This is a genomic window from Streptosporangium sp. NPDC000563 (genome assembly GCF_040299985.1).
In the GTDB taxonomy this organism is placed as follows: Bacteria; Actinomycetota; Actinomycetes; order Streptosporangiales; family Streptosporangiaceae; genus Streptosporangium.
In genome coordinates, this window is the sequence record NZ_JBEPDA010000001.1 from 999,160 (window position 1) to 1,020,252 (window position 21,093).

The 21,093-nt window shown below is 68.7% G+C and carries 24 protein-coding genes and 1 pseudogene; 12 read left to right on the forward strand and 13 right to left on the reverse strand.

Features of this window, described 5'->3' with window-relative positions; translation table 11 throughout:
* The first annotated feature begins 194 nt into the window (after window positions 1-194).
* From ABT352_RS04680 to ABT352_RS04690, 3 genes are all read left to right on the forward strand, one after another.
* Window positions 195-1,262 (forward strand): tyrosine-type recombinase/integrase, encoded by a 1,068-nt coding sequence (locus ABT352_RS04680; RefSeq protein WP_350942506.1) that lies wholly within the window; start codon window positions 195-197, stop codon window positions 1,260-1,262.
* Between the two features lie 714 nt (window positions 1,263-1,976).
* Window positions 1,977-2,243 carry a helix-turn-helix domain-containing protein gene (locus tag ABT352_RS04685; protein ID WP_350942508.1) on the forward strand — a complete coding sequence of 89 codons (267 nt, stop codon included), beginning with the start codon at window positions 1,977-1,979 and terminating at the stop codon, window positions 2,241-2,243.
* 224 nt (window positions 2,244-2,467) lie between these two features.
* A complete protein-coding gene (locus ABT352_RS04690; RefSeq protein ID WP_350942510.1) occupies window positions 2,468-2,920 on the forward strand; it encodes an HNH endonuclease family protein in 453 nt (150 codons plus the stop codon).
* A 723-nt stretch (window positions 2,921-3,643) separates the two neighbouring features.
* Here the strand turns inward: ABT352_RS04690 and ABT352_RS04695 are convergent.
* Window positions 3,644-3,931, reverse strand: coding sequence for a winged helix-turn-helix domain-containing protein (locus ABT352_RS04695; RefSeq protein WP_350942512.1), 288 nt, complete (start codon window positions 3,929-3,931; stop codon window positions 3,644-3,646).
* A gap of 93 nt (window positions 3,932-4,024) precedes the next feature.
* Between ABT352_RS04695 and ABT352_RS04700 the strand changes: the two genes are divergently transcribed.
* The 3 genes from ABT352_RS04700 (at window position 4,025) to ABT352_RS04710 (ending at window position 5,270) form a co-directional block, all read left to right on the forward strand.
* Window positions 4,025-4,258: a hypothetical protein gene (locus ABT352_RS04700; protein ID WP_350942513.1), complete on the forward strand. Its 234-nt coding sequence runs from the start codon at window positions 4,025-4,027 to the stop codon at window positions 4,256-4,258.
* Window positions 4,255-4,770: a hypothetical protein gene (locus ABT352_RS04705; protein WP_350942514.1), complete on the forward strand. Its 516-nt coding sequence runs from the start codon at window positions 4,255-4,257 to the stop codon at window positions 4,768-4,770. Before ABT352_RS04700 ends, ABT352_RS04705 begins: the two co-directional genes overlap by 4 nt.
* A gap of 299 nt (window positions 4,771-5,069) precedes the next feature.
* A complete protein-coding gene (locus ABT352_RS04710) occupies window positions 5,070-5,270 on the forward strand; it encodes a hypothetical protein (protein WP_350942516.1) in 201 nt (66 codons plus the stop codon).
* A 191-nt stretch (window positions 5,271-5,461) separates the two neighbouring features.
* Here the strand turns inward: ABT352_RS04710 and ABT352_RS04715 are convergent, their stop codons facing one another.
* The 3 genes from ABT352_RS04715 to ABT352_RS04725 form a co-directional block, all read right to left on the reverse strand.
* Window positions 5,462-7,525: an FtsK/SpoIIIE domain-containing protein gene (locus tag ABT352_RS04715; protein WP_350942517.1), complete on the reverse strand. Its 2,064-nt coding sequence runs from the start codon at window positions 7,523-7,525 to the stop codon at window positions 5,462-5,464.
* A 1-nt stretch (window position 7,526) separates the two neighbouring features.
* Entirely contained in the window at window positions 7,527-8,489 is a 963-nt protein-coding gene (locus ABT352_RS04720) for a hypothetical protein (protein WP_350942519.1), read from the reverse strand.
* A 119-nt stretch (window positions 8,490-8,608) separates the two neighbouring features.
* Window positions 8,609-9,601, reverse strand: a complete 993-nt coding sequence (locus ABT352_RS04725; RefSeq protein ID WP_350942521.1) for a hypothetical protein — start codon at window positions 9,599-9,601, stop codon at window positions 8,609-8,611.
* Window positions 9,602-9,703: 102 nt separating this feature from the next.
* Here ABT352_RS04725 and ABT352_RS04730 point away from each other — a divergent pair.
* The 3 genes and pseudogenes from ABT352_RS04730 to ABT352_RS04740 form a co-directional block, all read left to right on the forward strand.
* Window positions 9,704-10,273 (forward strand): annotated as a pseudogene (locus ABT352_RS04730) (ATPase, T2SS/T4P/T4SS family); the annotation flags it as partial.
* 167 nt (window positions 10,274-10,440) lie between these two features.
* Window positions 10,441-11,181, forward strand: coding sequence for a type II secretion system F family protein (locus ABT352_RS04735; protein WP_350942522.1), 741 nt, complete (start codon window positions 10,441-10,443; stop codon window positions 11,179-11,181).
* A gap of 678 nt (window positions 11,182-11,859) precedes the next feature.
* Complete coding sequence (locus ABT352_RS04740) at window positions 11,860-12,417, forward strand: type II secretion system F family protein (RefSeq protein ID WP_350942524.1); 558 nt, start codon at window positions 11,860-11,862, stop codon at window positions 12,415-12,417.
* Window positions 12,418-12,572: 155 nt separating this feature from the next.
* Here ABT352_RS04740 and ABT352_RS04745 read toward each other — a convergent pair whose 3' ends face one another.
* From ABT352_RS04745 to ABT352_RS04780, 8 genes are all read right to left on the reverse strand, one after another.
* The gene (locus ABT352_RS04745) at window positions 12,573-13,028 is read right to left on the reverse strand and encodes an NUDIX hydrolase (RefSeq protein WP_350942525.1); all 456 of its coding nucleotides are present in this window, start codon (window positions 13,026-13,028) and stop codon (window positions 12,573-12,575) included.
* The gene (tmk, locus tag ABT352_RS04750; protein WP_350942526.1) at window positions 13,025-13,660 is read right to left on the reverse strand and encodes a dTMP kinase; all 636 of its coding nucleotides are present in this window, start codon (window positions 13,658-13,660) and stop codon (window positions 13,025-13,027) included. Before tmk ends, ABT352_RS04745 begins: the two co-directional genes overlap by 4 nt.
* Entirely contained in the window at window positions 13,660-15,123 is a 1,464-nt protein-coding gene (locus tag ABT352_RS04755; RefSeq protein ID WP_350942527.1) for a B12-binding domain-containing radical SAM protein, read from the reverse strand. Before ABT352_RS04755 ends, tmk begins: the two co-directional genes overlap by 1 nt.
* Window positions 15,089-15,955 (reverse strand): DNA glycosylase family protein, encoded by an 867-nt coding sequence (locus ABT352_RS04760; RefSeq protein WP_350942528.1) that lies wholly within the window; start codon window positions 15,953-15,955, stop codon window positions 15,089-15,091. The genes ABT352_RS04755 and ABT352_RS04760 overlap by 35 nt, the downstream gene beginning before the upstream one ends.
* 117 nt (window positions 15,956-16,072) lie before the next feature.
* Window positions 16,073-16,402 (reverse strand): hypothetical protein, encoded by a 330-nt coding sequence (locus ABT352_RS04765; protein WP_350942529.1) that lies wholly within the window; start codon window positions 16,400-16,402, stop codon window positions 16,073-16,075.
* Entirely contained in the window at window positions 16,399-16,731 is a 333-nt protein-coding gene (locus ABT352_RS04770) for a hypothetical protein (protein ID WP_350942531.1), read from the reverse strand. Before ABT352_RS04770 ends, ABT352_RS04765 begins: the two co-directional genes overlap by 4 nt.
* Window positions 16,715-17,149, reverse strand: a complete 435-nt coding sequence (locus ABT352_RS04775; protein WP_350942532.1) for a hypothetical protein — start codon at window positions 17,147-17,149, stop codon at window positions 16,715-16,717. The genes ABT352_RS04770 and ABT352_RS04775 overlap by 17 nt, the downstream gene beginning before the upstream one ends.
* On the reverse strand, window positions 17,146-17,835 hold the full coding sequence (locus tag ABT352_RS04780) for a hypothetical protein (RefSeq protein WP_350942533.1): 690 nt from the start codon (window positions 17,833-17,835) through the stop codon (window positions 17,146-17,148). Before ABT352_RS04780 ends, ABT352_RS04775 begins: the two co-directional genes overlap by 4 nt.
* A 236-nt stretch (window positions 17,836-18,071) precedes the next feature.
* On the opposite strand from ABT352_RS04780, the gene ABT352_RS04785 reads away from it, so the two are divergent.
* Window positions 18,072-19,340 (forward strand): NsdA family TPR-like regulatory protein, encoded by a 1,269-nt coding sequence (locus tag ABT352_RS04785; protein WP_350942534.1) that lies wholly within the window; start codon window positions 18,072-18,074, stop codon window positions 19,338-19,340.
* Here the strand turns inward: ABT352_RS04785 and ABT352_RS04790 are convergent.
* Window positions 19,321-19,983, reverse strand: a complete 663-nt coding sequence (locus tag ABT352_RS04790; RefSeq protein ID WP_350942535.1) for an HAD family hydrolase — start codon at window positions 19,981-19,983, stop codon at window positions 19,321-19,323. The genes ABT352_RS04785 and ABT352_RS04790 overlap by 20 nt on opposite strands.
* 355 nt (window positions 19,984-20,338) lie before the next feature.
* Here ABT352_RS04790 and ABT352_RS04795 point away from each other — a divergent pair, with 355 nt between their 5' ends.
* Both ABT352_RS04795 and ABT352_RS04800 read left to right on the forward strand, forming a co-directional pair.
* The gene (locus ABT352_RS04795; protein WP_350942536.1) at window positions 20,339-20,536 is read left to right on the forward strand and encodes a hypothetical protein; all 198 of its coding nucleotides are present in this window, start codon (window positions 20,339-20,341) and stop codon (window positions 20,534-20,536) included.
* A 123-nt stretch (window positions 20,537-20,659) separates the two neighbouring features.
* Window positions 20,660-20,905 carry a hypothetical protein gene (locus tag ABT352_RS04800; protein ID WP_350942537.1) on the forward strand — a complete coding sequence of 82 codons (246 nt, stop codon included), beginning with the start codon at window positions 20,660-20,662 and terminating at the stop codon, window positions 20,903-20,905.
* Window positions 20,906-21,093: the final 188 nt, after the last annotated feature.

Here is a 21,093-nt window from a genome sequence, read left to right on the forward strand (position 1 = left end):
CCAGCCGTAAATGATCGACTTGCGCCGCTGGCTACGAACAACGCTTTTGCTCAGCTCGCGGTCAGGCGTCGGCGCAGCTCGACGCCGGGGTACCGGCGATTCACCGTCTTTTCCATGATCTTTATGCACTCTTCGATTCTGACTCCTGATAAACTTTCTTCTCAAGAGCTAGAAACGGCCCCAAGGAGCACTCTGTGACCGACCTCCTCCCCGCCCCCGTCGCTCCGGCCGTCGCCCCCGTTGCCCAGCCCGTTCACTCGGCCGCCGACTTCGCGGTGAGCGACGCGGCCAGGGAGGCCGTCCTGGCGGGCATCCCCGCATCGACCCGGCGCGCGTACGCCGCCGACTGGTCAGCCTTCACTGCCTGGTGCGCCCGGCACGGTCGCCTCCCGCTCCCGGCGACGGCCGAGACCATCACTGAGTACGTCACGCACCTGACGGCGACTCCGTCGGCGAAGACCGGCCGCCCGCTGGCGCCTTCCAGCATCGAGCGGGCCCTGGCCGCCATCCGGACGATGCACAACGCTGCCGACGCTGTCCCGCCGCAGACCAAGGCCGCGCGTAAGGTCCTGTCCGGTTACCGCGAGCGCCTGGCCCTGGCGAAGGATCCGGCCGCTCGCACGCGTAAGGCCGACGCGGCTGTGCCGGATGTCCTGCGCGCGATGCTGACTGCCGTCGACCGCTCGACCCTGGCGGGGAAGAGGGACGCCGTGGCGCTGCTGCTCGGGTACGCCTGCGCCGCCCGCGTCTCCGAGCTGGTGGCTCTGGACATCGCCGACGTCTGCGAGAAGTCCGAGGGCCTCGAAGTCACCATCTACCGGCGGAAGATCAAGACGTTCACCGAGGTGGCCGTGCCGTACGGCCGCATCCCCGCCAGCTGCCCCGTCCGCGCGGTGCGCGATCTCCTGGCCGCCATGGCCGAGGCCGACCGCACGTCGGGCCCGCTCCTGGTGCGCGTCGACCGGCACGGCCGGATTGCCCCGCCGATGATGCGCAAAGGTCTGCCCATCGGCGACCCGCACGGGCGCATGACCGCCGAGGCCTGCGGGGAGATCATCGGCAGGATCGCTGCGGCCGCCGGGCTGGAAGGCCGCTGGACCGGTCATAGCCTGCGGCGCGGCTTCGCCACGGCCGCCCGCCGCGAGGGCGCCAACCTGGAGAGGATCGGCCGTCACGGTGGCTGGAAGGACGGCTCCACGGCCCTGCTCGGCTACCTGGAGGAGGGGGACAAGTGGAAGGAGAACCCCGTGGCGGGACTCTGACCGACCGCAGAAGAGCGCCCGTTCCTTGATGAGGGGGCGGGCGCTCCGTCATTCGTGGGTCAGGCTCGCTTCCAACGCCACTGCCCGTTGGGGTACACCGAGCACTTGTATCGCCGGTTGGTGACCTTCGCGGTGCCGAACTTGTTGCGGGCCGCAGCGGGGCAGTAGGCGCCGGGCGTAACGCATTTCCAGGTCTGGCCAGCACGCCGGTACTGACATGCGGCCGACAACGACACGGCAGGCGCGGACGCGACGACAGCCGATGCTGCGGCAGGCAGGGTGACGGAGACGGGCGCGACGAGCGCAGAACCGACCAGGGCGACGGAGGCGAGCAGGCGTCTGAACAAGGAGGGAGCTCCCAGAGCAGGGGATGGGGTCGCCTGTGAGACGGCTAGTCGTCGGCCCCAGTTGTCTGGGCGGAGCCGTTTCGTTGGGGTACCAGGTGGCCACGACCCCCGCCGGGCTAGCGCCAACCTGGAGAGAATCGGCCGTCACCGGGCTGTAGTCGTCCGACCTCGACGGCCGCCAGGAGCGCCTGCCCTCCCGACAAAAGGCACCCCACCCACCGTTAAGTCGCCCTCCCACAAGGCCTCCGGTCTGGGTTTCCGCGTAGCTGACGGCCCCCTGCGCGGGACAGTGGCCGATTCCGGAGTGGTAGTCGAGGGCAATTCCCGGCATTATCAATTGATTGATCGTGGCCAATACAATGAGCGTATGAGGCAAATCCGTGTATCGCCGGAGCGGTTCAGGCAGCTCCGGGAAAATGTAGGCATGAGCGCTCGCGCTCTGGCTCGTCTCATCGGTACGAGCCCTCAGCAAATCTGGCGCCTGGATTCCGGGCGATCCACCAGCATCAATTTCCTCGTCCGCCTGGTGCCGGTGTTCAGCGAGGATTCCGTAGCTGATGCCATCGTGGACCAGGGGCAACGTGCCCGGTTCGTCGAGCACTGCGCCCACCTGCGCACCCTGATTACGATCTAAACGCCCCAGTCGGGACGGCTCGAAAGACCCTCTGAGAAACACCTGTGGCTAACTCGAAAAAATAATCGGACACGATTCGCGCTCTGTCGTCCCTCCTGGTCAACACGACAGGAGAAAGAGAAATGAGCCGCAAGCGACCCGCTGTAGACGCGCGAGTCACCCGGTACCTCCGGGACAATTCCTCGGCTACCCCTAAGGCCATTCGGCGGTTCGCCGAGAAAATCGTGGTGCTCGAAAATGGCTGCTGGCGCTGGACAGGCGCGACTAATGCCCGGCGCTCCGGTGGACCGCGTGGTCTGTTCTGGGCCGGGACCAGGTTCCAGACCGCCTACAGGTGGGCCTGGGAGGCCATCAACGGCCTGGTGCCCGAAGGCCTGGAACTCGATCACTACGGGTACCCGGACGACGGCTGTATCGGCCCGCTGTGCGCCCACCCGGACCACGTCAGGCCGGTGACGCACCGCGAGAACGTGCTACGCGGCAATGGCCCGAGCGCGCGGAACGCCCGGAAAACGGCCTGCCCCAAGGGCCACCCGTACGACCGCGTAACCGCCCGAGGCTGGCGTCAGTGCTCCATCTGCACGGCCGCCCAGGCCCGCACGCGTTACGAGGCCACCAGGCCCCTGCATGACCTGACCGTGTCGACCATCTCCGCATCCGGCCGTCCGGCCGACTGATTCCTCAGGAGTACCTCATGATCAATTGGAACCACATCAGCGGCATCTCTGCCGCCCGCCGTGCGCGTGTCGCGAGCGTCGGCGATGCCCTCCATGGCTTCGCCGCTCACTTGGCTGGCGATGGCGAGGACGGCGTCAACGAGCCGCACTGGCCGGGCATTCACCAGCCACCTGTAGCGCGCCCTCGGCCGACCCTGGGCCCCATTCCGCCCGTGGGTAGTTCCCGGCCGTTGGTGGCCGCCACGGCGCCGCCTAGAGCTGGTTACGCGACGTTCCGGGGTGGGGCCATCGGCCACACGGTCCCGGCCGTCCAGGCCTCGCCGATCACCGGGATGACGGTGTAAAACGGCAGGTCCTGGAGCGTCTCGGACTGCTCCTGTGCGACATGAGCGGCGCCCCCGTCCAACGCTCATTCGCCACTCGGGCTCTCGAGGCCCTGGCGCTCGTCATCAACGGCCCTATCGCGTGACTCGGTCTGGTCGAGTCCTCGCCTCGCGGCGCCAAGTAGTTACTAGGTGGCTGGATCCGCATGTGGACGAAACGCGGATCTCCCCGTCCCTGTAGTTGGGATCCAGCCACCGCGAACGCGGAACGAGGTCCCAACTCAGGTCGGCCCCGCACAGGGGCCACCGCGGTTTGTCATACATGTCTCTGACCTGCGAAAACTTACGTGTGGACGGTTTGCCGGCCCGCCTCAGTCGCAGGGGTGCGTATTAAGTATGTTCAGGCCGGTGCGGCCGGGTCCGCCTCGGGTTCGTCCTCGACCGCGACGAACGTTCCCTTGGCGGGCAGAGTCACGACGAGTCCCCGGTCTCGCAGCTCCTCGACGGCCCTTCGGGCGGTGCCGAGCGCTACGCCGTACTCCTCGGCCAGGGCGCGTTCTCCGGGTAGGCGGGATCCGGGGCGGAGGTCACCGGCGGCGATGCGCAGGGCGATGTGGTCGGCCATCTGGGCGTAGACGTACGCCATGTCCGACGGGTTGAAGTCGGGGACTTCCTGCGCATCTGCCATAGCACTCAACGTAGAACGGCCTTGAGCTGCATAAATGTGTGGGTAGCGGTCTACCGCTGTACACCGCTCTATACCGCGTCATAGCCTGCGAGCATGGAAGGCGAAACCGGCGACGAGCCGAAGATCCTGGGCTACGAGGTCGCGCACACTGACGTTGGCTGGGAGGCGAAGTATCTCGGCCTGTTGACCGATAAGGCATTCGCGAACGGGTGCGAGCGGGTCCTGGTCGACGAGAACCTAGCCCGGCTGAGAATCCGAGCCGTGAAAAACCGGATCAAAGCGTGGTCCTGGGAGTACGAGCCGCCCGAGGACGACGTACCGGCATGAGTTCGTCCGCCTCGGCCGGATGCCGTGTGGTCGTCGACTCCCTGTTCTTCAGCCACACTTTCACCCAGTCGGCCCGAAGGCTCGTCGGCAACACCGGTTACGTGCTCTGGCTCATCACGCGAGGCTCGTCTACCTACGCCCTGGTCGAGATGGACGACGCCGTGCCTGGGTTTCCGGGCCAACGGCGGTGGACGATTCACACGGCCGATCTCACGGTGATCTCGTACCCATCGCGGGCGCGTGCCGAGCCGGTGTTCTACGTGGTCGGCTTCGAGAACTTCCCCGTCGTCCTCAAGGCTAATCGAGGGATCCGGCACGCGGTGCCCGGTAACCGCGCCGACCGCGATATCACCGAGGCGATCTGCGGGCTGGACGTCAGACCGGTCGACTCCTCGGGCATCGGCAGGATCGCGTTCGACTCGGGTTCCTCGCTGGCCTGTTCCGGTTGCGTGGCAAACCTCTCCGTCCGGCACCCCGAGGGCGACCCCGAAACCGGCGCCTCGGCAGGGTAGCGAGCACCGGGGATGTGTAACTGCCTGCGGCGGTTGGCCCACGGATATACGCTCTTCGCAATGTCCGTGTGGTTACGGCCTGGGCATCGGCGTTCGAGCTGTTTCGGAGCACTTTCCGAGGGAGCGAATTAGAGGTAGCCGCCTCTCGTCGATGCTTCCTGACGTTGCTTTCCCTCACGGCCATCTCGACCCGGGTGGCTCCCGGTAGGCAACCCGTTCCATCCCTAATCACGCCTTGCCAGAGGAACACCCGTTGCTGCGCCCGCAGCGTCGGTTGGTCATCGAAGCAAAGGACCAACGTGAAAGGGTTCCCCCAGTGGCTGCGCGTTCTCGTGGCAGCCCTGATCGCTCTACCCCTGCTGGTGCTCGTCCTGGCGCTGTTTCCGGGGCTGCTCTTCTGGCCGTTCCTACCGAAGGATCGCCAGGACTGGGTCCTCGAAGTGCTTGACCGCCTCGTGAAGTGGATCAGCGCGATGTTCGGTGGCGACCAGGACAGCTGAAGTCCGCAGTGTCCCGCAGGGTCCAGGCCGTACCGTCTGGATCCTGCGGGCGCGATCGAGGTAGCGGACCCGCTACTCGGCCCCGCTACCGTCCTGACCTGCATGGACGTTCTGAGGTAGCGGGTCGCCGGCAAAGTCCGGTGCCCCGAGAAACCGACCCCTGGGAGGGGCTGGAGACACCGAACCCGCCGCTACCTGGCAGTCAGCTCACGGCGCTCAACGGCGGCGTCGATCTCCAGGCGCTTGCACCCCTTCAAGACCCTGCCGTCGGCCTTGACATCCTCGGACGGGACACCGCAGCCCCGCACCAGCGACGAGACCGACTCGGCCGTCAGGTCCCCGTACGCCTCCGGCCGGGTCTCGGCGAGCATCTCGGCCAGCGTCTGCCACTGCAGGCCCGCGCGGCCGGTAGGCCACACGCGGACGACGTCGGCCAGGACATCAAGCCGAGGCTGTTCTTCCTGGCTGGTCTGGACGCGGCCACCGCGCAGCTGCACGGCCCGGTTGAGGATCTTCTTCGCCTCGGCCTCGGAGGGGTAGAACGACCTGACGGCGGAGGGGTCCTTCAGGCCAGTGACCATGCCCCACCCGGCGTCGATCTCCGGCCGGAAAGAGGTACCGGTGATGCCGCGCTTGTAGCTCCCGGTGCCGAGGATCATGTCGTTGGCCACCTGGTCCTGGACGGCCAGGCACCAGCGCATGTTGACGCACCGGGTGATGTTCGGCGGCAGGCTGTCCTTGTCGGGGATCTGGGTGGCGAGAATGACGATGAGCCCCAGGGCGCGACCGCGCTTGATCAGCCGCTCGGCGCCGACGGCGGCATCCTTGTCGGCCAGGAACAGCTCGTGCGCCTCGTCGATGAGGATGACGACCGGGTGCAGGCCGACGCCTGCGGTGGCCAGCTCCGGCGTCACCTTGCCCTCGGGCGCCTTGCCCTCGGCCCGGAATTTCTTGATCCGCTTACCGCGCCGCTCGGCCTCGGCCAGGCCCCACGCGATGATCCCGGCGCCTCCGGCGATGGCCTCATCGTCGACACCGCAGTAGTACTCCGACGCGATCGGCTCGAAGTCGGCGAAGTCGGCGGTGCCCTTGTACTCGGCGATCTTGAATTCCACCGTCGAATCCAGCGCGGCGACCAGGGCCAGGGCGCGGGCGGCATACGACTTGCCCGACCCCGGCATGCCTCCAATCAGCCAGTTCCGGGCGAACAGGGGCGAGGACACCGGGCGCTGGCGCTGGTCGGCGCCGAAGGCCACCGGCTCGAACACCGACGTCCGCGCGCCGTCGGCGAGGATGCCCCACTTCGGCGGGCGCATCTTCGACGCGGGCTGGTAGCCGACCCACAGGTCAAGCTGTCCGGCGTGGTCGGGGCCGGGAATCGGCCAGACCTGGTCGATGGGGAGCCGCAGGGCTGACGAGAGCTTGCCGCGCTTCTCGACCACTGACACGGCTTCCACGCCAGCCGGGAGGTTCACGCGCGCCAGCTGGCCGGGGCCGTCCCGGTGGATCTCGGTCGGGAACGTGATCGCCTTGGGGTCCTTCATCCCGGTGATGCCGAGAACGCACAGGGCTTCCCGGACACGCTCGGCCGTCAGCCGGTGGTACCTGGTCACGGAAACGGCGACCGAGGTAAGGGGCTTGTCCGCCGGGCGGCCGACCTGTGCCAGGCCAAGCGTCAGACCTCCGTAGAGCATCGCCTGAGCCCACCAGGGCAGCAGTACCCACGACGCCGTCCCGATGCCTCCCAGGCCCGCCAGGCCCGCCGCAGTGGCGACCATGCGACGGCGGACCGTCTGGTCTCGCTGCTTGACCAGACGCAGGTAGGCGTCACTGTCCTTGGCGATGACCATGGACCGCCGCAGCGGGCGGGACTCGGCGTCGGTCATCCACTGCCAGGTGCGGCCGACCAGGCGCCCGCCGCCGACCGGCGTCCACCGGATGACCCGCAGGCCGTACACCGGGGAGCGCCAGGCGTGGAAGGCGACACGGTAGGCGACGGTGCCCGCCCACCAGCGCGCCGCAGCGGCCAAGTCGGTACGGGAGCGAGCCCACGCGGGCAGAATCGGCTGACGGGTGACGTCTCGGCCCGTGACCGTGGCGTAGATGGCGACAGAGTCGCCGTCAACGTCCTCGGGAAGATCAACTGGCCTTCCGGTCAGGGTCTCCTCTGCGGTGCTCTCGGCGTCGATCATGGGGCTCTCGTCGACATCCGGGACCACGTGCAGGGTCGGGCGCTCGATCTCGGCAGCAGCCATCTCAGGCACCTCCGGCCGTGCAGAACGGGTGACGAGCGTCGAGGCCGCAGGAGGGGCAGGTGATGCCCTCGGCGACGTCTGCGGCGAGCTTGCGGACGATGTCGTCGAACCGGCGCAGGTGCTCGTAGGCGCCGAAATTCGGGTCGCCCAGGAACTTGGCGGCGTAGGCCGCGACCGCAGCGGGGCCGTAGTCGGTCAGGGCCTCGGTGATCTTGTTCAGCAGCCGGGAGCGCAGCCAGGCCGGGGCCGACCGGTAGTGGTCCGGGAGCAGGCCGAGCACATCCCCAGCCATCCGAGGAAGGTTTTCCCGGTTCGCCGGAGGCGTCGTGACGGCGTCTCGCGCGTTACGGTCCGCAACGACGCCTACGGCGAGAGGAGAAGCAGGGTTTTCGTCGTTGTTCTTCTTCCTGGTCTTCTGGTTGTTGTTCTTCTTAAAGAGGGTGGAAAATCCGTCGTTGGTCGCGACCTGCGACGATGCCTCGTTCTTGCTGGTGGCAGCCTCCGCCGGGTTATCCGTCACAGGGCCGACCTGGGCATCGGCGGTGTTTCCCCTGGTAGCGCCCATTGACGGGTAATCCGTCGTAGGTGCGGGCTGGCCGTGCTCACCAGCGACGGGAATTCCGTCGTTGGTCGCGACCTGCCGGTTTCCGGCCGTCCAGGGGTCCATGAGGATGTAGTCGGTGCTGCCGAGCTTCCCGCTGGCCGCGCGCTGGCGCTCCCGGATGAGGTAGCCGTAGCGCTCCAGCTCCTTGAGGGCGCCGCGTACGGCGTCACGCCCGTCCGGTGCGGCGGCGATGAGGGTCTTCTCCGAGATCCGGAAACCGACCTTGTGGGAGGCCATCCAGGCGAGGACGCCGCGCGCCTTCCAGGTCAGCCGCTTGTCGCGGACCCACCTGTTACTGATCGTCGTGAAGTGATCCGTGGGCAGTTCAGCCCGGCGGATCCCCGGGGTACGGTTGGGCAAGGTTCGCTCCTGGTAAGCGCAGGGGTGGCCCTAGACCCCGGGCCGGTGGTGGTGCACCGACCGGGGTCGCACTGTCTTGGTGGCTTCGTCAGGCCCTCGTGTGAGCTGAGGGCGGGGGCTCAGAGTTCGTCGCGAAGGGTCTGCGCGGTGGCGCGGCTGCAGCCGAGCGCCTTCCGGATGGCCTCCGCCGACGGCTTCGCCGGGAGAGCGCCGTTCGCGATCAGGAGCGTCAGGCTCGTCCGGTGGTCGCCCAGAGAGCGGCCACGCGGAGGGGTAGCCGTCCGGGTCTCCGAGCCTCCATCCGATTGCTGCTCAGCAGGGGCGGAGGGCGAAGGCCGCCGGGTAGCCGGAGGGGTGTACGCGCAAGCCTCCGCGCTGGTGCTCCGGCTGTGGTCCAGCGCCGTGAACGCGGCCAGGATGATCGGGAGAGCGGTCACGATAGCCACGGCCACGACGGGTCCGAGGGTGTGGAGGACCAGAGCGGAGAGGGAGAAATCGTCGGCCACGCCGGGGAGGTGGCGCCAGGCGTTCATACCGAGCGTGAGGGCCAGGAACAGGTACTCGATCCGCGTGAGCGTCTTACTCGCGATGGGTTGGCCGTGGGTGGCCATGTAGGCACGGGCGCCGACGACGACCAGCAGGGCCATGCTCATGAACGGCTCGACGAGCCAGGCGAACACCCATGACGGCGACCAGGCCGGAGCACCCTCGGAGGCGAACACCTGGACACCGGCCGTCGACCAGGCCAGCGCGAGCGTCAGCGACATCATGGCCACGGTGACCAGGAGCTTGCGCATCCGGGAGGCCTGCCAAGCCTTCATCGCCGGGTCCTGGGCCAGCTGGTGAAGGCGTGCGGCCTCGTGTGCAGCTCGGCGACGCTTGCGTACGCGGACGGTGTCCAGCTGCAGCGGGGTGTCGTCGTCCTGCAGCTCGGCCAGCAGCCTGGCCTCGGCCACCTCGGCCCGGAGCTGGCGCACGCGCCGGGTCTCGCCGGTCACGGCCGGGACGTTGGTGGCGGGCTGGGTCACGGGCTCCTGGGCGGCCAGGAATGCCTCGGTCTCGCTGATGAGCGCGGAGACGTCCTCCGGCTCGGGGATGCTACTAATGGTCATGGGTCCACTCCTGGTGTCACAGGCGGGGGTCAAGGCCCCGAGCAGGTGTTCCAGCACCGGCTTGGGGCCGATTCGCGCTAGGTGTGTCTTTTACGCGATATGGGCAAGACGACGCTGCTCTCCGCCCTGCTCTCCCTGGCTCACCCCGGCGAGAGGCTGCTGCTCGTCGAAGACTCGGCGGAGCTGAGACCGCTGCACCCCCACGTCGTCCGCCTTGAGTCGCGCCCGGCCAACCTTGAGGGTGCGGGCGGTGTCGGCCTGCGTGATCTCGTCCGTCAGGCCCTGCGGATGCGCCCCGACCGGCTTGTCGTCGGAGAGGTGCGGGGAGCCGAGGTAGTTGATCTTCTTAATGCTTTGAACACCGGTCATGAGGGAGGTTGCGGCACCCTGCACGCCAACACCGCGACCGATGTGCCACCCCGTCTGGAGGCGCTGGGGTGCGCGGCGGGTCTCAGCCGGGAGGCGGTCCACAGCCAGATCGCCGCCGCCTTGGACGTTGTCGTCCATCTGGTTCGTGACCGTGCCGACGGACGTCGCCGGGTCGCCGAGATCTGCATGCTGGTCCGTCGCCCTTCGGGGCTGGTCGAGGCCGAATCTGCTCTCACCTTCGCTCCGGACGGGCAGGTGACCCCCGGCCCAGGTCTGCCGGCCCTCGCGGCCCGAGCCCCCGGCGTCGCCGATTCATGTCAGGCGGTGTCCGCGTCCTGTCACCGCCGGGAGGCTTCCCCGGACGCGCCGGGTGATCCGGGTGATCCGGGTGATCCGGGTGATCCGGGTGATCCGGGTGATCCGGGTGATCCGGGTGATCCGGGTGATCCGGGCTTTGACGAGCCGAGGGCGTGGTCGGTGCCACGGTCGATGTCACGGCCGGCGACATGATGGCGACCGCCCTGGTCCTCGCCGCTGTGGCGGCGTGGCTGTGGATGGGGGCGGACCTTGGCGCCGCTCGCCTGCGCCGGATGAGGCGGCGCCGCCCGATCGTGCAGGGTTCCCTCCACGAGAGGTTCATCGCGCGGGCACGGCCTTCCAGGCGTGCGGACGCCTGGCGGATCGCGTCGATCGAGCTGTGCCAGGGGCTCTCCGCCGAGCTGGCGGCGGGACGGACGGCGGGCGAGGCGCTGGCGCGGGCCGTGGGGGCGGCGGGCTTTCCCGAGCCCGTGGCCCTGCGCCCGCTGGTCGCGGCGGCGAGAGACGGAGGTGACGTCCCCGCCGCTCTGCTGGCCGTGGCACCCGAACACGGCGGCGAGGCGTTCCGGGGGCTGGCCGCCTGCTGGAAGGCGAGCGTGACCGCCGGGGCGGGTCTGGCCGTTCTCGTCGACCGTGTCGCCGGTTCGCTGCGAGAGGCCCAGGCTCATCGTCACGAGGTCGCCGCCCAGCTCGCCGGTCCCCGCGCCACGGCCCGGCTGCTGGCGGCTCTGCCCGTTCTCGGTCTGCTGATGGCAGCCGGCCTTGGCATGCGCCCGCTGCACTTCCTCTTCGGCGGCCCGGCGGGTGCGGGCTGCCTGGTCGTCGGCCTCGCGCTCGACGCCTGTGGTCTGTGGTGGACCCACCGTCTGGTCACTCGTGCCCAGCGGATCTGACAGCCACGTGCCCAGAGGATCTGGCCGGTGAGTGCCCCGTGCGGGTTGCCCACCACCCTCGACCTGCGCAGGTCCCCCCACATCGCCCACCCCGGGTCCCAGCACGCCTTTCGGCCGCCAACAGGGAAGGAGCTCGTCGCCCTTCTCAGCACGCCTGCCGGGCAAGGTCAGACCCGCAACCTCGGGAGGGCTGAGGCCCGTGTCCAGGAGTGAGGAAGGCAGGACATTAGGCCAGGGGGTTCAGGAAGCCGTGACGTGAGGCCGACGGAGGCGAAAACCAGGACGTGGAGATGTGGGCAGAACGTGGAGACGTGGGGAGGAAAGGTAATGATCATCTTGCTGGCCGTGGTGCTCGCCGGAATCGCCGGCCGACTGTGGAGCACCCGGAGAGAACAATCCGACCGGCTCCGCCACGTGCGGAGTTCACCTCACCCGGCCGGGTTCCCCGGGGTGGGGCAGCCGACTGGGCTCCCTCGGGTGCGGCAAGAGGCGGAAGCACCCGCGTTTTCCTCTGCGGGGACGGTCCGAGGACCTGCGGGGACGGTCCGAGGACCTGCGGAGGTGGACCGAGGACCTGCGGGGATGCTCCGAGAGCCGAGAGGAAGGACGGCCCGGGAGCCGAGGGAGAGGCGACGGCCGGGCCGGGGCGAACTCGCGACCGCCGTAGCTCCAGGGCTGGTGGCGTTCCTGACAGTGGGCGGCCTGCCGGGAGTGGTCATGGGCGTCGCCGGTTTCTGGATCGCACTGATGATCCTGCGCAGGCGGGAGCCACCCGAAGTTCGTGAGGAACGCAGGCGGTTGACCGCGGATCTGCCGCTGGCGGCCGACCTCATGGTCGCCTGTCTGCGCGTCGGTCAGCCGATCACCGGAGCCATCGATGTCACGGTGGAGGCGATCGGGGGACCGCTGGGCGAGAGACTGGCCTGGGTGAGTGGCCAGCTGAGGCTGGGAGCCGCGCCGGAGGACGCCTGGCGGGCTCTGGCCTCCGAGCGCCCGCTCGCCCTTTTGGCCCGTGCCATGAGCCGGGCCGCGTCGAGCGGCGCACCGGTGGCCGATGTCCTCACCAGACTCTCCGACGATTCTCGCCGTGTCGCCCGCGCCGCGTCCGCGGCGGCCGCCCAACGGGTCGGGGTCCAGGCCGTCGCTCCCCTGGGACTGTGTTTCCTGCCCGCGTTCGTCTTCCTGGGCATCATCCCCGTCGTGGCCGGCCTCGCCGGCGAGGTGCTGCTCCCCTGAGTTATCCACAGACTTTTCCCCACAGCGAGGGGTTATCCACAGTGTGGTGTTCGGCTTCCCGATCAATCACATGCCCGCGCACGCCAAGCCTTGGAAACCGGGTATTGCGGGCCACGGCCTCGGCTCTTCCTCGAAGGGCCGAGGCCGTGTTCGCGTTATACGGCTGCCGGGTCGGGCCAGCCGTGCACACCGATGCCGACTCCTTCGCGGTAGAGCCTGATCCCAGCGACCGTGTACGGCACGGTGTTGTCCGGCAGGAAGTCGATGGGCACCCACTCGACCTTGGCGCACTTGTTCGGCTCGGCGTTGACTACCTCGCCGTCCCAGCGGAGCGCGACGAAGAAGAACCCGACCCGGGGCTGCCCCTCTGGAGACAGGTGGTGCACCACGGTGGCCGGTCGCAGATCACCTGGGGCGATGACAGCCCCGATCTCCTCGCAGGCTTCACGGATCGCGCAGTCGATCACGGTCTCGCCGGGGTCGAGGTGTCCGGAGGGCAGACAGTACAGCCCGTCGGCGTACCCGGTGCCCTGGCGCAGGCACAACAGGATGTGGCCGTCGCGTTCGAGGATCACGTGCACATCGACGGTGACCTGCTGGCGCTGCGTCATAAGGTCGGTGGCCTTTCCCGATGGGGTGACGCCCGCGACGATAGCTCAAGGATGTGGCTGGTGAGGGCCGAAGCGGCGTCTTGCGGTGACAGATGACCAGTGTCGATCCGATGGAAGGCGAACCCATCGGAAGTCAGGATGTCGCCCAAGTCCTCGTACAAGGTGGCCTCGGCGAGACTGGAGCCTTCGTGCTCGAACCGGGAATGCGCGCCCCGAACGGCGAGTCGTTGCTCCAGGACGGGCGCCGCGGCGGTCACCAGGACGGCTAGGTTTGGTCGGGTGGCTGGTGCGTTGAGTTGGCGGATGTAGTCCAGTGGGACGCCGTCTCTGCTCTGTAGTACGTAAGAGGAGGGCACGTATCGGTCGCAGACCACCACCGCCCCCTTCGCCAGCGCGGGGTGGATCTCAGTCTCCAAGTGGTGGTAGCGGTCGGCGGCTACCAGGCAGGCCAGCGCGGTCCCGGAGAACGTCGCGGTCTGCTGGCGGGCCATCGTGCCGAGGGGGCCGTCGGACGGTTCCCGGGTCGCCAACACCGGGCATCCGGCCGTGGCGAGTTGCTCGGCGACCAGGGCGACGAGGGTGGACTTGCCGGCGCCGCCGGGCCCGTCCAGGGTGATGAGCAAGCCGGGCATCACATGCTCCTCTGAAGGCGGGCGTGCTGGGCACGAGCGAGATCGGCCAGATGCTGGTGAATCTCTTCCTCGGTTGCTTCCCCGAATTGGATACCGGAGCTGAAGTTGAACTCGTCACGGCCACGCAGCGCCTCTTCGCCGCCGAGGTCGACGGGCGCGTAGTCGAGCAGTTGGTCAGCGGTGTACTGACCGGTGGCCATGAGCCGCGTCCACTCTGGGGTGCCGGGGTAGGGGCGGAACTGGAACACGCTGGTCCGGAACGTTCCAGGCTGGTTGTCGTTGAGGTCCCACAGACGGTGGATCAGGTCGACGGTGGCCCTCATCTCCTCCCGGGTTTCGGTGGGGAAACCGAGGATGAAGTAGCCCTTCACCTTGATGCCGCGGCTGGTGAGGCGCTGGACGACGCTGAGGATCATCTCCCGGGTGATGCGCTTGTCGATGTAGGTCAGCATCCGCTCGGATCCGGATTCGATGCCGAGCGCGACTTCCCGCAGCCCGCAGGCAGCGAGCAGGTCGAGAGTGGCGTCAGGCGCCCGGTGCAGAACGTTGATTCGGCCGGTGGCGTCCCACACCGCCCACTCGCCGATACGGGCCTGGGCGAAGGCGCCCATCATCTGGTCGATCACCCGCCGGGCGCCGAGGAACAGGTCATCGACGAACCGGAACGCCGTCACCCCGCGCTCGGCGCGAAGCTGGTGCATCTCGGCGATGATGTCGAGCGGGTCCCGCACCCGGATCGTCACGTCGGGGTTCGCACTGACCGCGGCGCCGCAGAAGCTGCAGTCGTAGGGGCAGCCGCGGGCCCCGACCATGTTGGCCTCGATGCGGCCGTCGTCGGCGAGGTATGGGTCCTGGGCCAGAAACTCCCGGTTCACAAACGGGAGGCTGTTGATGTCCGGGGCCAGGTGGTGGCTGGTGCCAGGTCGGCCGCCGGTGACCGGCGTGCCCAGGAGCGGGTCGATCCACATGAGGCCGGGCAGATCAGCCCGGTTACGGTGATCGGCGAGAAGTTCCACCACCCGGGTTTCGGCTTCGCCGAGGATGAGGGCGGTGCAGCGGGCCATGCGCGGGTCGGTGAGGATCGGGACGGGCATGGCCTTGGCGTGGTGGCCGCCGACCATGATGCGGATGCCGGGGGCAAGGGCGGCGGCGATGTCGGCGCTGATCTCGTAGGTGGGGGCCAGCAGGTTGAATCCGGCCCAGCGGGGGGCGGCCTGGTTGATCAGGTCGATGGTGTCGGCGATGGGTAGGCCGGCGGCTTCGGCGTCCAGGATGCCGACCTGGTAGCCGTGCTGGGCGGCGTAGGTGGCGATGTAGGCCATGCCGAGGACGGGCAGTGTGTAGTCGTTGACGCGGGGCCGGAGGGTGTAGTCCCGCAGGGGGGCGTTGACGAGGAGCAGGTCGAGCTGCGCAGGGGCGGTGCCTTGTTCAGTGGTGCGTACTCCCTTGATCAGTGCGTGCATGCTGGTCTCCCCAGGCGAGTGTGAGCACAGTGAGTGTGGATAGGTGCGGCCCGGCCAGGTGCTGCCAGCCAGCGGCGAACTCCGGTTCGGTGGCGGGCCAGGTGGTGGAGGGGTCTGCGAGGGCCGCCCAGGTGCGGACGGCGAGGTCGGCGTAGGGGTAGAGGCTGTAATCGCCGCTGTAGTCAGCGACGGCGGCTCCGGCGGTCCAGGGGCCGATGCGCGGCACCGCCTGTACGGCCTTGACCAGGACCTCGGGGTCGAGGTTCGCCCACTCGACATGGTGGGTCAGGTAGGCGGATGCGGCGGCTCGCAGTGGCCGCCGCTTGAACGCCATCCCCAGGGCGGTGAACTCCTCATCGGGGAGGGCGAGTACCCGCTCGGGGGTAGGGATCAGCGCAGTATCCCCAACTCGGTCGCCAGCGGCGGCTCGGAACGCGTGGTGCATCTTGCGGGCCTGTCCGGCGCGGATGACCTGCCGGATGATCGCGGTCGCCAGCGCCTCCCATAGGTCAGAGTTACGCCACCTCCGGACCGGGCCGAGCCGGTCGAGGGCTGTGCGCAGCCCCGCGGGGAGCGGCGCGTCGTGCAGGGTGGTGGGGTCGTAGGTGTCGAGAGTCGGGGCGGCACCGTCGCTGTTGAGCGGGGTGACGGTGTCGGGGTGGGTGATGAGCCAGGTGCCGGTGGGGGTCCGCATAGCGCGCAATGGAGTGGTGGTGTGGTCCCATCCGGGGTGGTCGAGCATGGTCCAGGTCATGTGCGCCTCCAAGGTGCGGAGTGGATTGGTGGGGCAGCTGCGGTCGAGGTGGGCCGCGTGGCCGCCACGGTAGGACATCGAATGTCATCGGGGCTGTCGTTTCATGGCTGTGGGAAGAGGGCGGACTATTACCGGTCTCGCCTGGCCCCGCGGGGAGTCCGGCACGGGAGGCCACTCGCCGTGCCGCCGCGCTGCTTATGGAGCCGTGGCTGGCTCGGTGTGGTGCTCGCCGAGTTGTCCGGCGATGCGGCGTGCGACTTGCGGTACGCCATCGGCCGTAGCGGAGGTGGCGGGTTCTTCCATGAAGGTGGTGCCCCAGGTGAAGAACTCGCCGTTGTGGTCGGCCCACACGGTCAGCTCGGGGCTGATGACGAGGCGGGGTGGGCCTTCGTCGTAGGAGATCTCCGAGAGGATCCCGTGTTCATGCAGCTCGGTCCGCAGACACCTGAGAGCGGTGATCGCGCCAGGCCGCCGGGTGGTCGCGCCGAACCGGTCGCCGACCGGCGTGCCGTAAGGCGGGATCACGACCGAGTCCTTTCGTCGGGGTGGGGCCGTGGCCCCGGGACGAATCCCGGGGCCACGGGGACTGGTGAACCCGGGTGGCCGTCCGCAGCGGGTGTGAGCTGCGCGGCGCGTGGAGGCAGGGTCCACCAGAGTTCGAGTTCGGCCTGTTCCATCAGGTCCCACAGCTCACCGGCGCTTTGGGCGTGGATGATGCGGCATTCGCGCGGGTCGCTGCATTCCCATGCTTCGAAGCGGCGGTGTCGCAGGCTCCACATGACCAGCCAGGTCGGCGCGTACTGCTGCACCTGCCTGGCGGCGCGGGTGGCGTCGGCGTCAGCGCGGGACAACATACTGTGCCGGGATCACGTCGGCCAGCAGCGGCAGCTCGCCTTCCAGGAGGCTGGCGGCGGGGCGGGCGCGCAGGATCCGGTAGTGCTCGGCGAGCTGGGCCGCTGCCACGGGCAGCCTCAGCGCGGAGCTGAGCAGGGGTGAGCCGGAGTGGCTGAGTTCGGGGCTGGTCCACCAGAAGTTCTCGCCGTCGGTGTAGGCGAGCAGGCCGAGGAAGACGGAGACGATGGCGTTGCCGGAGGCGAGGGGGTGGACGTCGGCCGAGATGCCGTAGACGTTGCCCAGGATGGCGGCGAGTTTCTCGGCGAGCTGGACGGCGGTCGGCTGTTCGGCGGGGGTGGGCGGCGGAGCGGCGTACGCCTGGGAAACCGGAGCACTGCCGCGCCTGCTCATGGGGTTGCCCTGCGGGGTCGCGTTCATGCTGCGGCCTCCCAACGGTGGGGCTGCTGCCGTCGGGGTGCAGGGGTGTTCGGGGGGCGGCTCCGGCCGGGGGCGGCGGTGGGCCCCGGCCGGAGGGTTTGGGGGGCGAGCGGCCAGGTGGCCGGCTTCAAGCCCGTGCTCGGAGGTGAGGCACTGTGGTCGTGCGCGCGAGCCGCGATGCGGGCCCTGCGGTGGGCGAGGGTGTCGCGGGCGAGCGCCAGGCGGGTCGCGCGGTCGGTTCGCGTCTCGACCGGGCGGGGTGCGGGACGTCGGCTGTCGTCGCGTCGGGCCGGTGCGGTGGCGGCGGGTCTTAGGGCCGGGCGGGGGAAGGGGCGCGGCGTTCGCTCGGGCAGTGGCGTGGGTTCGATGGGAGCGGTCGGTGCGGGCGGCTCGGAGCGGCGCTGCGCGGGGACCAGGGGGATGACCTCGGCGGGCGCCACGACGACGGGCTGCTCGACCAGAGGGAAGGGCTGCGGGCCGGTGCGGCGGCGCGCTTCCAGGCGCATCGCCATCAGCGTGCCGGTCGGCTGCGCGTACTCGTGGTCGTTGGCCTGGCCGGGACAGTGGTGGGCGTAGGGGGCGTGTCCACAGACGGCGCATCCCATCGGCAGCGGCGGCGCGTCGTTGAAACAGGTACAGCCGCTTGTCGTGGTCCGGTCGAGAACCGGAGCAATAGGGTTGTTCATCGGGTCAGGACTCGCTTCCTGATCAAGAGCCCGTTCGGTCGTGTGCAGCGCCGGACGGGCTCGTTTATGGGCGATGAAGCTCGCTGTCTGTAATGCTGGAGTTACCGTTCATCTCTCGGAAGGCCGTTGAGAGGACTCCTGTAGGACTTTCATGGGTCATATTGAAATCTTGATGTCAGCACAGAGGCCTTTTGGATACGCTGAAGTCCTTCAATGGGTTAGCCGTGGAGGTCGTCGTGTCCCGAGAGTCAGGCAACGTCAAGCTCAAGGCGGCTCGCCAGCACGCCGGGTACGCATCGCAGCAGGCTCTGGTCGACGCGCTCGCTCGAGTCGGAGCCGAACTCGGCGTGGCCGACGCGGAGGTGAGTCTCCGGCAGGTTCGTCGATGGGAGAGCGCCACCCCGCCATGGCCGCACGCCGTGCACCAGCGCCTGCTGGAGCACACGCTCGGGATGCCGGTCGACCAGCTCGGGTTCACTCCGCCCTGGGGCGATCACTCCAGCCAGGCCGCGCCGGTCAGGTCTGGGGTGGCCACTCACCCTGTCGTGCTGCCACTGCCGCCCTCAACTCCGACGGCCGCGACGCAGCCCGCTGCGGTGGCGGTGGACTACGCGGCGGTGACCAGGGCTTACCGGCGGCTGTACTGGCGTGTCCAGCCGCCCCTGATTCGCTCCGCCGCAGCGGAGCACGCGAGGTTCGGAACTCAGCTTCTGAGCGAGATGGGCGGCATGCCTCGCCGAGATCTCGCGGCGGCTCTGGCTGAGTCGCTACTGCTGGTGGGACGTATCGAGTTCTTCGACCTGCGGCAACCGGCCGAGGCCGACGCCAGGTTCGTCGAGGCTCTGCAGGCGGCCGGTGTCGCTGACGAACAGCTGCTCGGTGCCGCCATTCTGGGACACTCGGCGTTCGTACCCGGGTGGGCGGGAGATCGGGACAGCGCAGCCGAGAGGCTGCGTGCCGCCCGCGCTTACGCGCGCCGCGCCGATGCGGTGCCTGCCTTGTTCACGGCGTGGCTGTACGCGGTGGAGGCCGAGTGCGAGACGCGATGCGGCAAGCACCGGGAGGCGCTGCGTGCCGTCAGCCACGCGGAGGACGCCGTGGTCGGCGTCGACGAGACCCCGCTGCCGGAGTGGTTCGACTGGTTCTCGCCACTCCGGCTGGCCGCCTTCAAAGGCAACACCCAGCTCAAGGTCGGCCACCTTCCCCAGGCTCGGCAGACGCTGCTCCAAGTCCTGGAGAATCTGCCCGAGGAGCACAGGAAGCAGCGCACCGTCGTGCTCGGGGACCTGGCCGCGGTCGCCGCGGCCGAGGGGGACCCGGAGGCAGCCTGTGCCCGCGCGGGTGAGGCGCTCGATCAGCTGTCGATCACGTGGTACGCGACGGGTATGGAGCGGATCCGCGAGGTCCGGCGGGCTTTGGAGCCGTGGGGTGACCGCGCGTGCGTCACGCGGCTGGACGATCGGTTGTACGAATGGCGTACCACCCTCATCGCGCTGCAGCGTTGAGTGCGCGTACCTTGTCCGGTAGTTCGGCCAGGGAGTCGATCCGCAGCGAGGGTACGCGGTCGGCGTCCGGGTCGGCCTGCTGGATCACCCCCCACGGGCCGCGACGGATCAGCGCGGCGCGCATCCCGGCTGCGATCGCCGGGTGGATGTCGTTGTCCAGGCGGTCGCCGACGTACAGGATCTCCTGCGCTTCGAAGGGGACGACGTCGGCGACCTGCTTGAAGAACTCCGGGTCCGGCTTGGAGGCGCCCCAGTCGTCGGAGGTGCCGATGAGGTCGACGTCGGCGGTGAACAGCTCGCGAAGGATCCGGCCCGCGCGCACGGTCTGGTTGCCCGCGATCCCGAGCCAGAGCCCATCGTCGCGCAGGGCGGTGAGGGTCGGCCGGACGTCGGCGTACAGGTCCTCCTCGCCGAAGGTCTCCGGCTGTCCGGCGGCGGCGCGCTTCTCGCGTTCCTCGTAGAGGTCGAAGCCGGGCCGGAACACCTGGAACGTCTCGCGGTAGTCGAGGCCGCGGGCGATGGTCGCGCCGAAGACGGCGCTGAAGGTGTGGCGGGGGACGTTGAGCCAGTCAGCCCAGGTGCCGTACTCGCGACTCTCGTCCACCAGGCACTCGCCGACGTCGAAGACCACAGCGCGGATCATGATATGAGCCTATTGGGCTCCAAGTGTGTCGGCCAGTTCACCTTTGGCCACGACGAATCGACCGGCCGGTTCCGTGAGGAGCCTGGACAATTGCCTAACATGATGGGATTTCCGGCTTCGAGCCGACCTTTCTCGTCGGACTCGAAGCCGTCCGTGAGCGACACGGGCCAGGTCTGGCCACGCTTGGTGGCCAACGTCTGACGGGATTCGCGCTCGTACGTTTTGTCGAGGACGGGACTGGTACGCCGATTGCCCGATCGTCCTGCCGTCGCGGGACTACCGGGAGGCCAAGGTCAAGCCGGATCACGCGGAGCAGTTCGATCGGCTGCTGGGCAAGGCCGCCCGGGTACGTGTGATGGATTTCGACCACGCCAGCCGGGACGCGTACGTCGCGGCCAACGAGGCGGTGCTGGGTTCGGTCGACGAGCTCGTGGCGGTGTGGGATGGCGAGGCGCCTGTTGATGCGGGCGGGACGGCGGGCGCTGTGGAGGATGCTCGCCGCCGTGGCGTGCGGGTGACCGTGATCTGGCCCGAGGGTGCCGCCAGGGAGTGATGAGCGCGGCGGCGCACGCCTGGGAAGGGAGTTTGCCGCCGAGCCTGACGGAACCGTATGCCAAATTGGTCATGGCTAGCCAGGGCCATATTCGGCCTCCTGGGGCCACCTAACCTCTTGCCCGTGACAATTGATCACGAGGGGGTACAGGCGCCCTACCTTCAGCTGGCGGACATCCTGCGCGCCGAGACCCTCCACCCCGACGTCACCGGCATCCCCGTGCACGGTGTGGAGCCGAGCCAGCTCGTCCTCGCCACTCGCGCAGGCGATGATAACCGTCTGCTCGCGCCCTTACTCGAAGCCGCCAGGACTCATCTCACGAGCAGTCTCGTCGTGGTAGGTGTCGCTGGCGAGGCACCGCTTCCTTGAGTTATCCACAGAGTTTTCCCCGCCCGGAGGGGTTATCCACAGGAAAATGGCGCCACCTGTGGATAAACGTCAGGAAATTTCCTCATTGAGAACCTGGAAAGGCTCCTATCGGCCGAAGGGGCCCCTTCGTGCTGCTGAGCCCTTTTTTCGCTTGCCGAGCTGTGGATAACCGAAGGCTCTTTCCCCAG

Bases quoted from the DNA above. Each gene is read 5' to 3' on its own strand.
- ABT352_RS04685 (WP_350942508.1), top strand. From the start codon at position 1,977: ATGAGGCAAATCCGTGTATCGCCGGAGCGGTTCAGGCAGCTCCGGGAA.
- ABT352_RS04695 (WP_350942512.1), bottom strand. From the start codon at position 3,931: ATGGCAGATGCGCAGGAAGTCCCCGACTTCAACCCGTCGGACATGGCG.
- ABT352_RS04700 (WP_350942513.1), top strand. From the start codon at position 4,025: ATGGAAGGCGAAACCGGCGACGAGCCGAAGATCCTGGGCTACGAGGTC.
- ABT352_RS04705 (WP_350942514.1), top strand. From the start codon at position 4,255: ATGAGTTCGTCCGCCTCGGCCGGATGCCGTGTGGTCGTCGACTCCCTG.
- ABT352_RS04715 (WP_350942517.1), bottom strand. From the start codon at position 7,525: ATGGCTGCTGCCGAGATCGAGCGCCCGACCCTGCACGTGGTCCCGGAT.
- ABT352_RS04725 (WP_350942521.1), bottom strand. From the start codon at position 9,601: ATGACCATTAGTAGCATCCCCGAGCCGGAGGACGTCTCCGCGCTCATC.
- ABT352_RS04745 (WP_350942525.1), bottom strand. From the start codon at position 13,028: ATGACGCAGCGCCAGCAGGTCACCGTCGATGTGCACGTGATCCTCGAA.
- tmk (WP_350942526.1), bottom strand. From the start codon at position 13,660: ATGCCCGGCTTGCTCATCACCCTGGACGGGCCCGGCGGCGCCGGCAAG.
- ABT352_RS04755 (WP_350942527.1), bottom strand. From the start codon at position 15,123: ATGCACGCACTGATCAAGGGAGTACGCACCACTGAACAAGGCACCGCC.
- ABT352_RS04760 (WP_350942528.1), bottom strand. From the start codon at position 15,955: ATGTCCTACCGTGGCGGCCACGCGGCCCACCTCGACCGCAGCTGCCCC.
- ABT352_RS04770 (WP_350942531.1), bottom strand. From the start codon at position 16,731: ATGTTGTCCCGCGCTGACGCCGACGCCACCCGCGCCGCCAGGCAGGTG.
- ABT352_RS04775 (WP_350942532.1), bottom strand. From the start codon at position 17,149: ATGAACGCGACCCCGCAGGGCAACCCCATGAGCAGGCGCGGCAGTGCT.
- ABT352_RS04780 (WP_350942533.1), bottom strand. From the start codon at position 17,835: ATGAACAACCCTATTGCTCCGGTTCTCGACCGGACCACGACAAGCGGC.
- ABT352_RS04790 (WP_350942535.1), bottom strand. From the start codon at position 19,983: ATGATCCGCGCTGTGGTCTTCGACGTCGGCGAGTGCCTGGTGGACGAG.
- ABT352_RS04795 (WP_350942536.1), top strand. From the start codon at position 20,339: ATGGATTTCGACCACGCCAGCCGGGACGCGTACGTCGCGGCCAACGAG.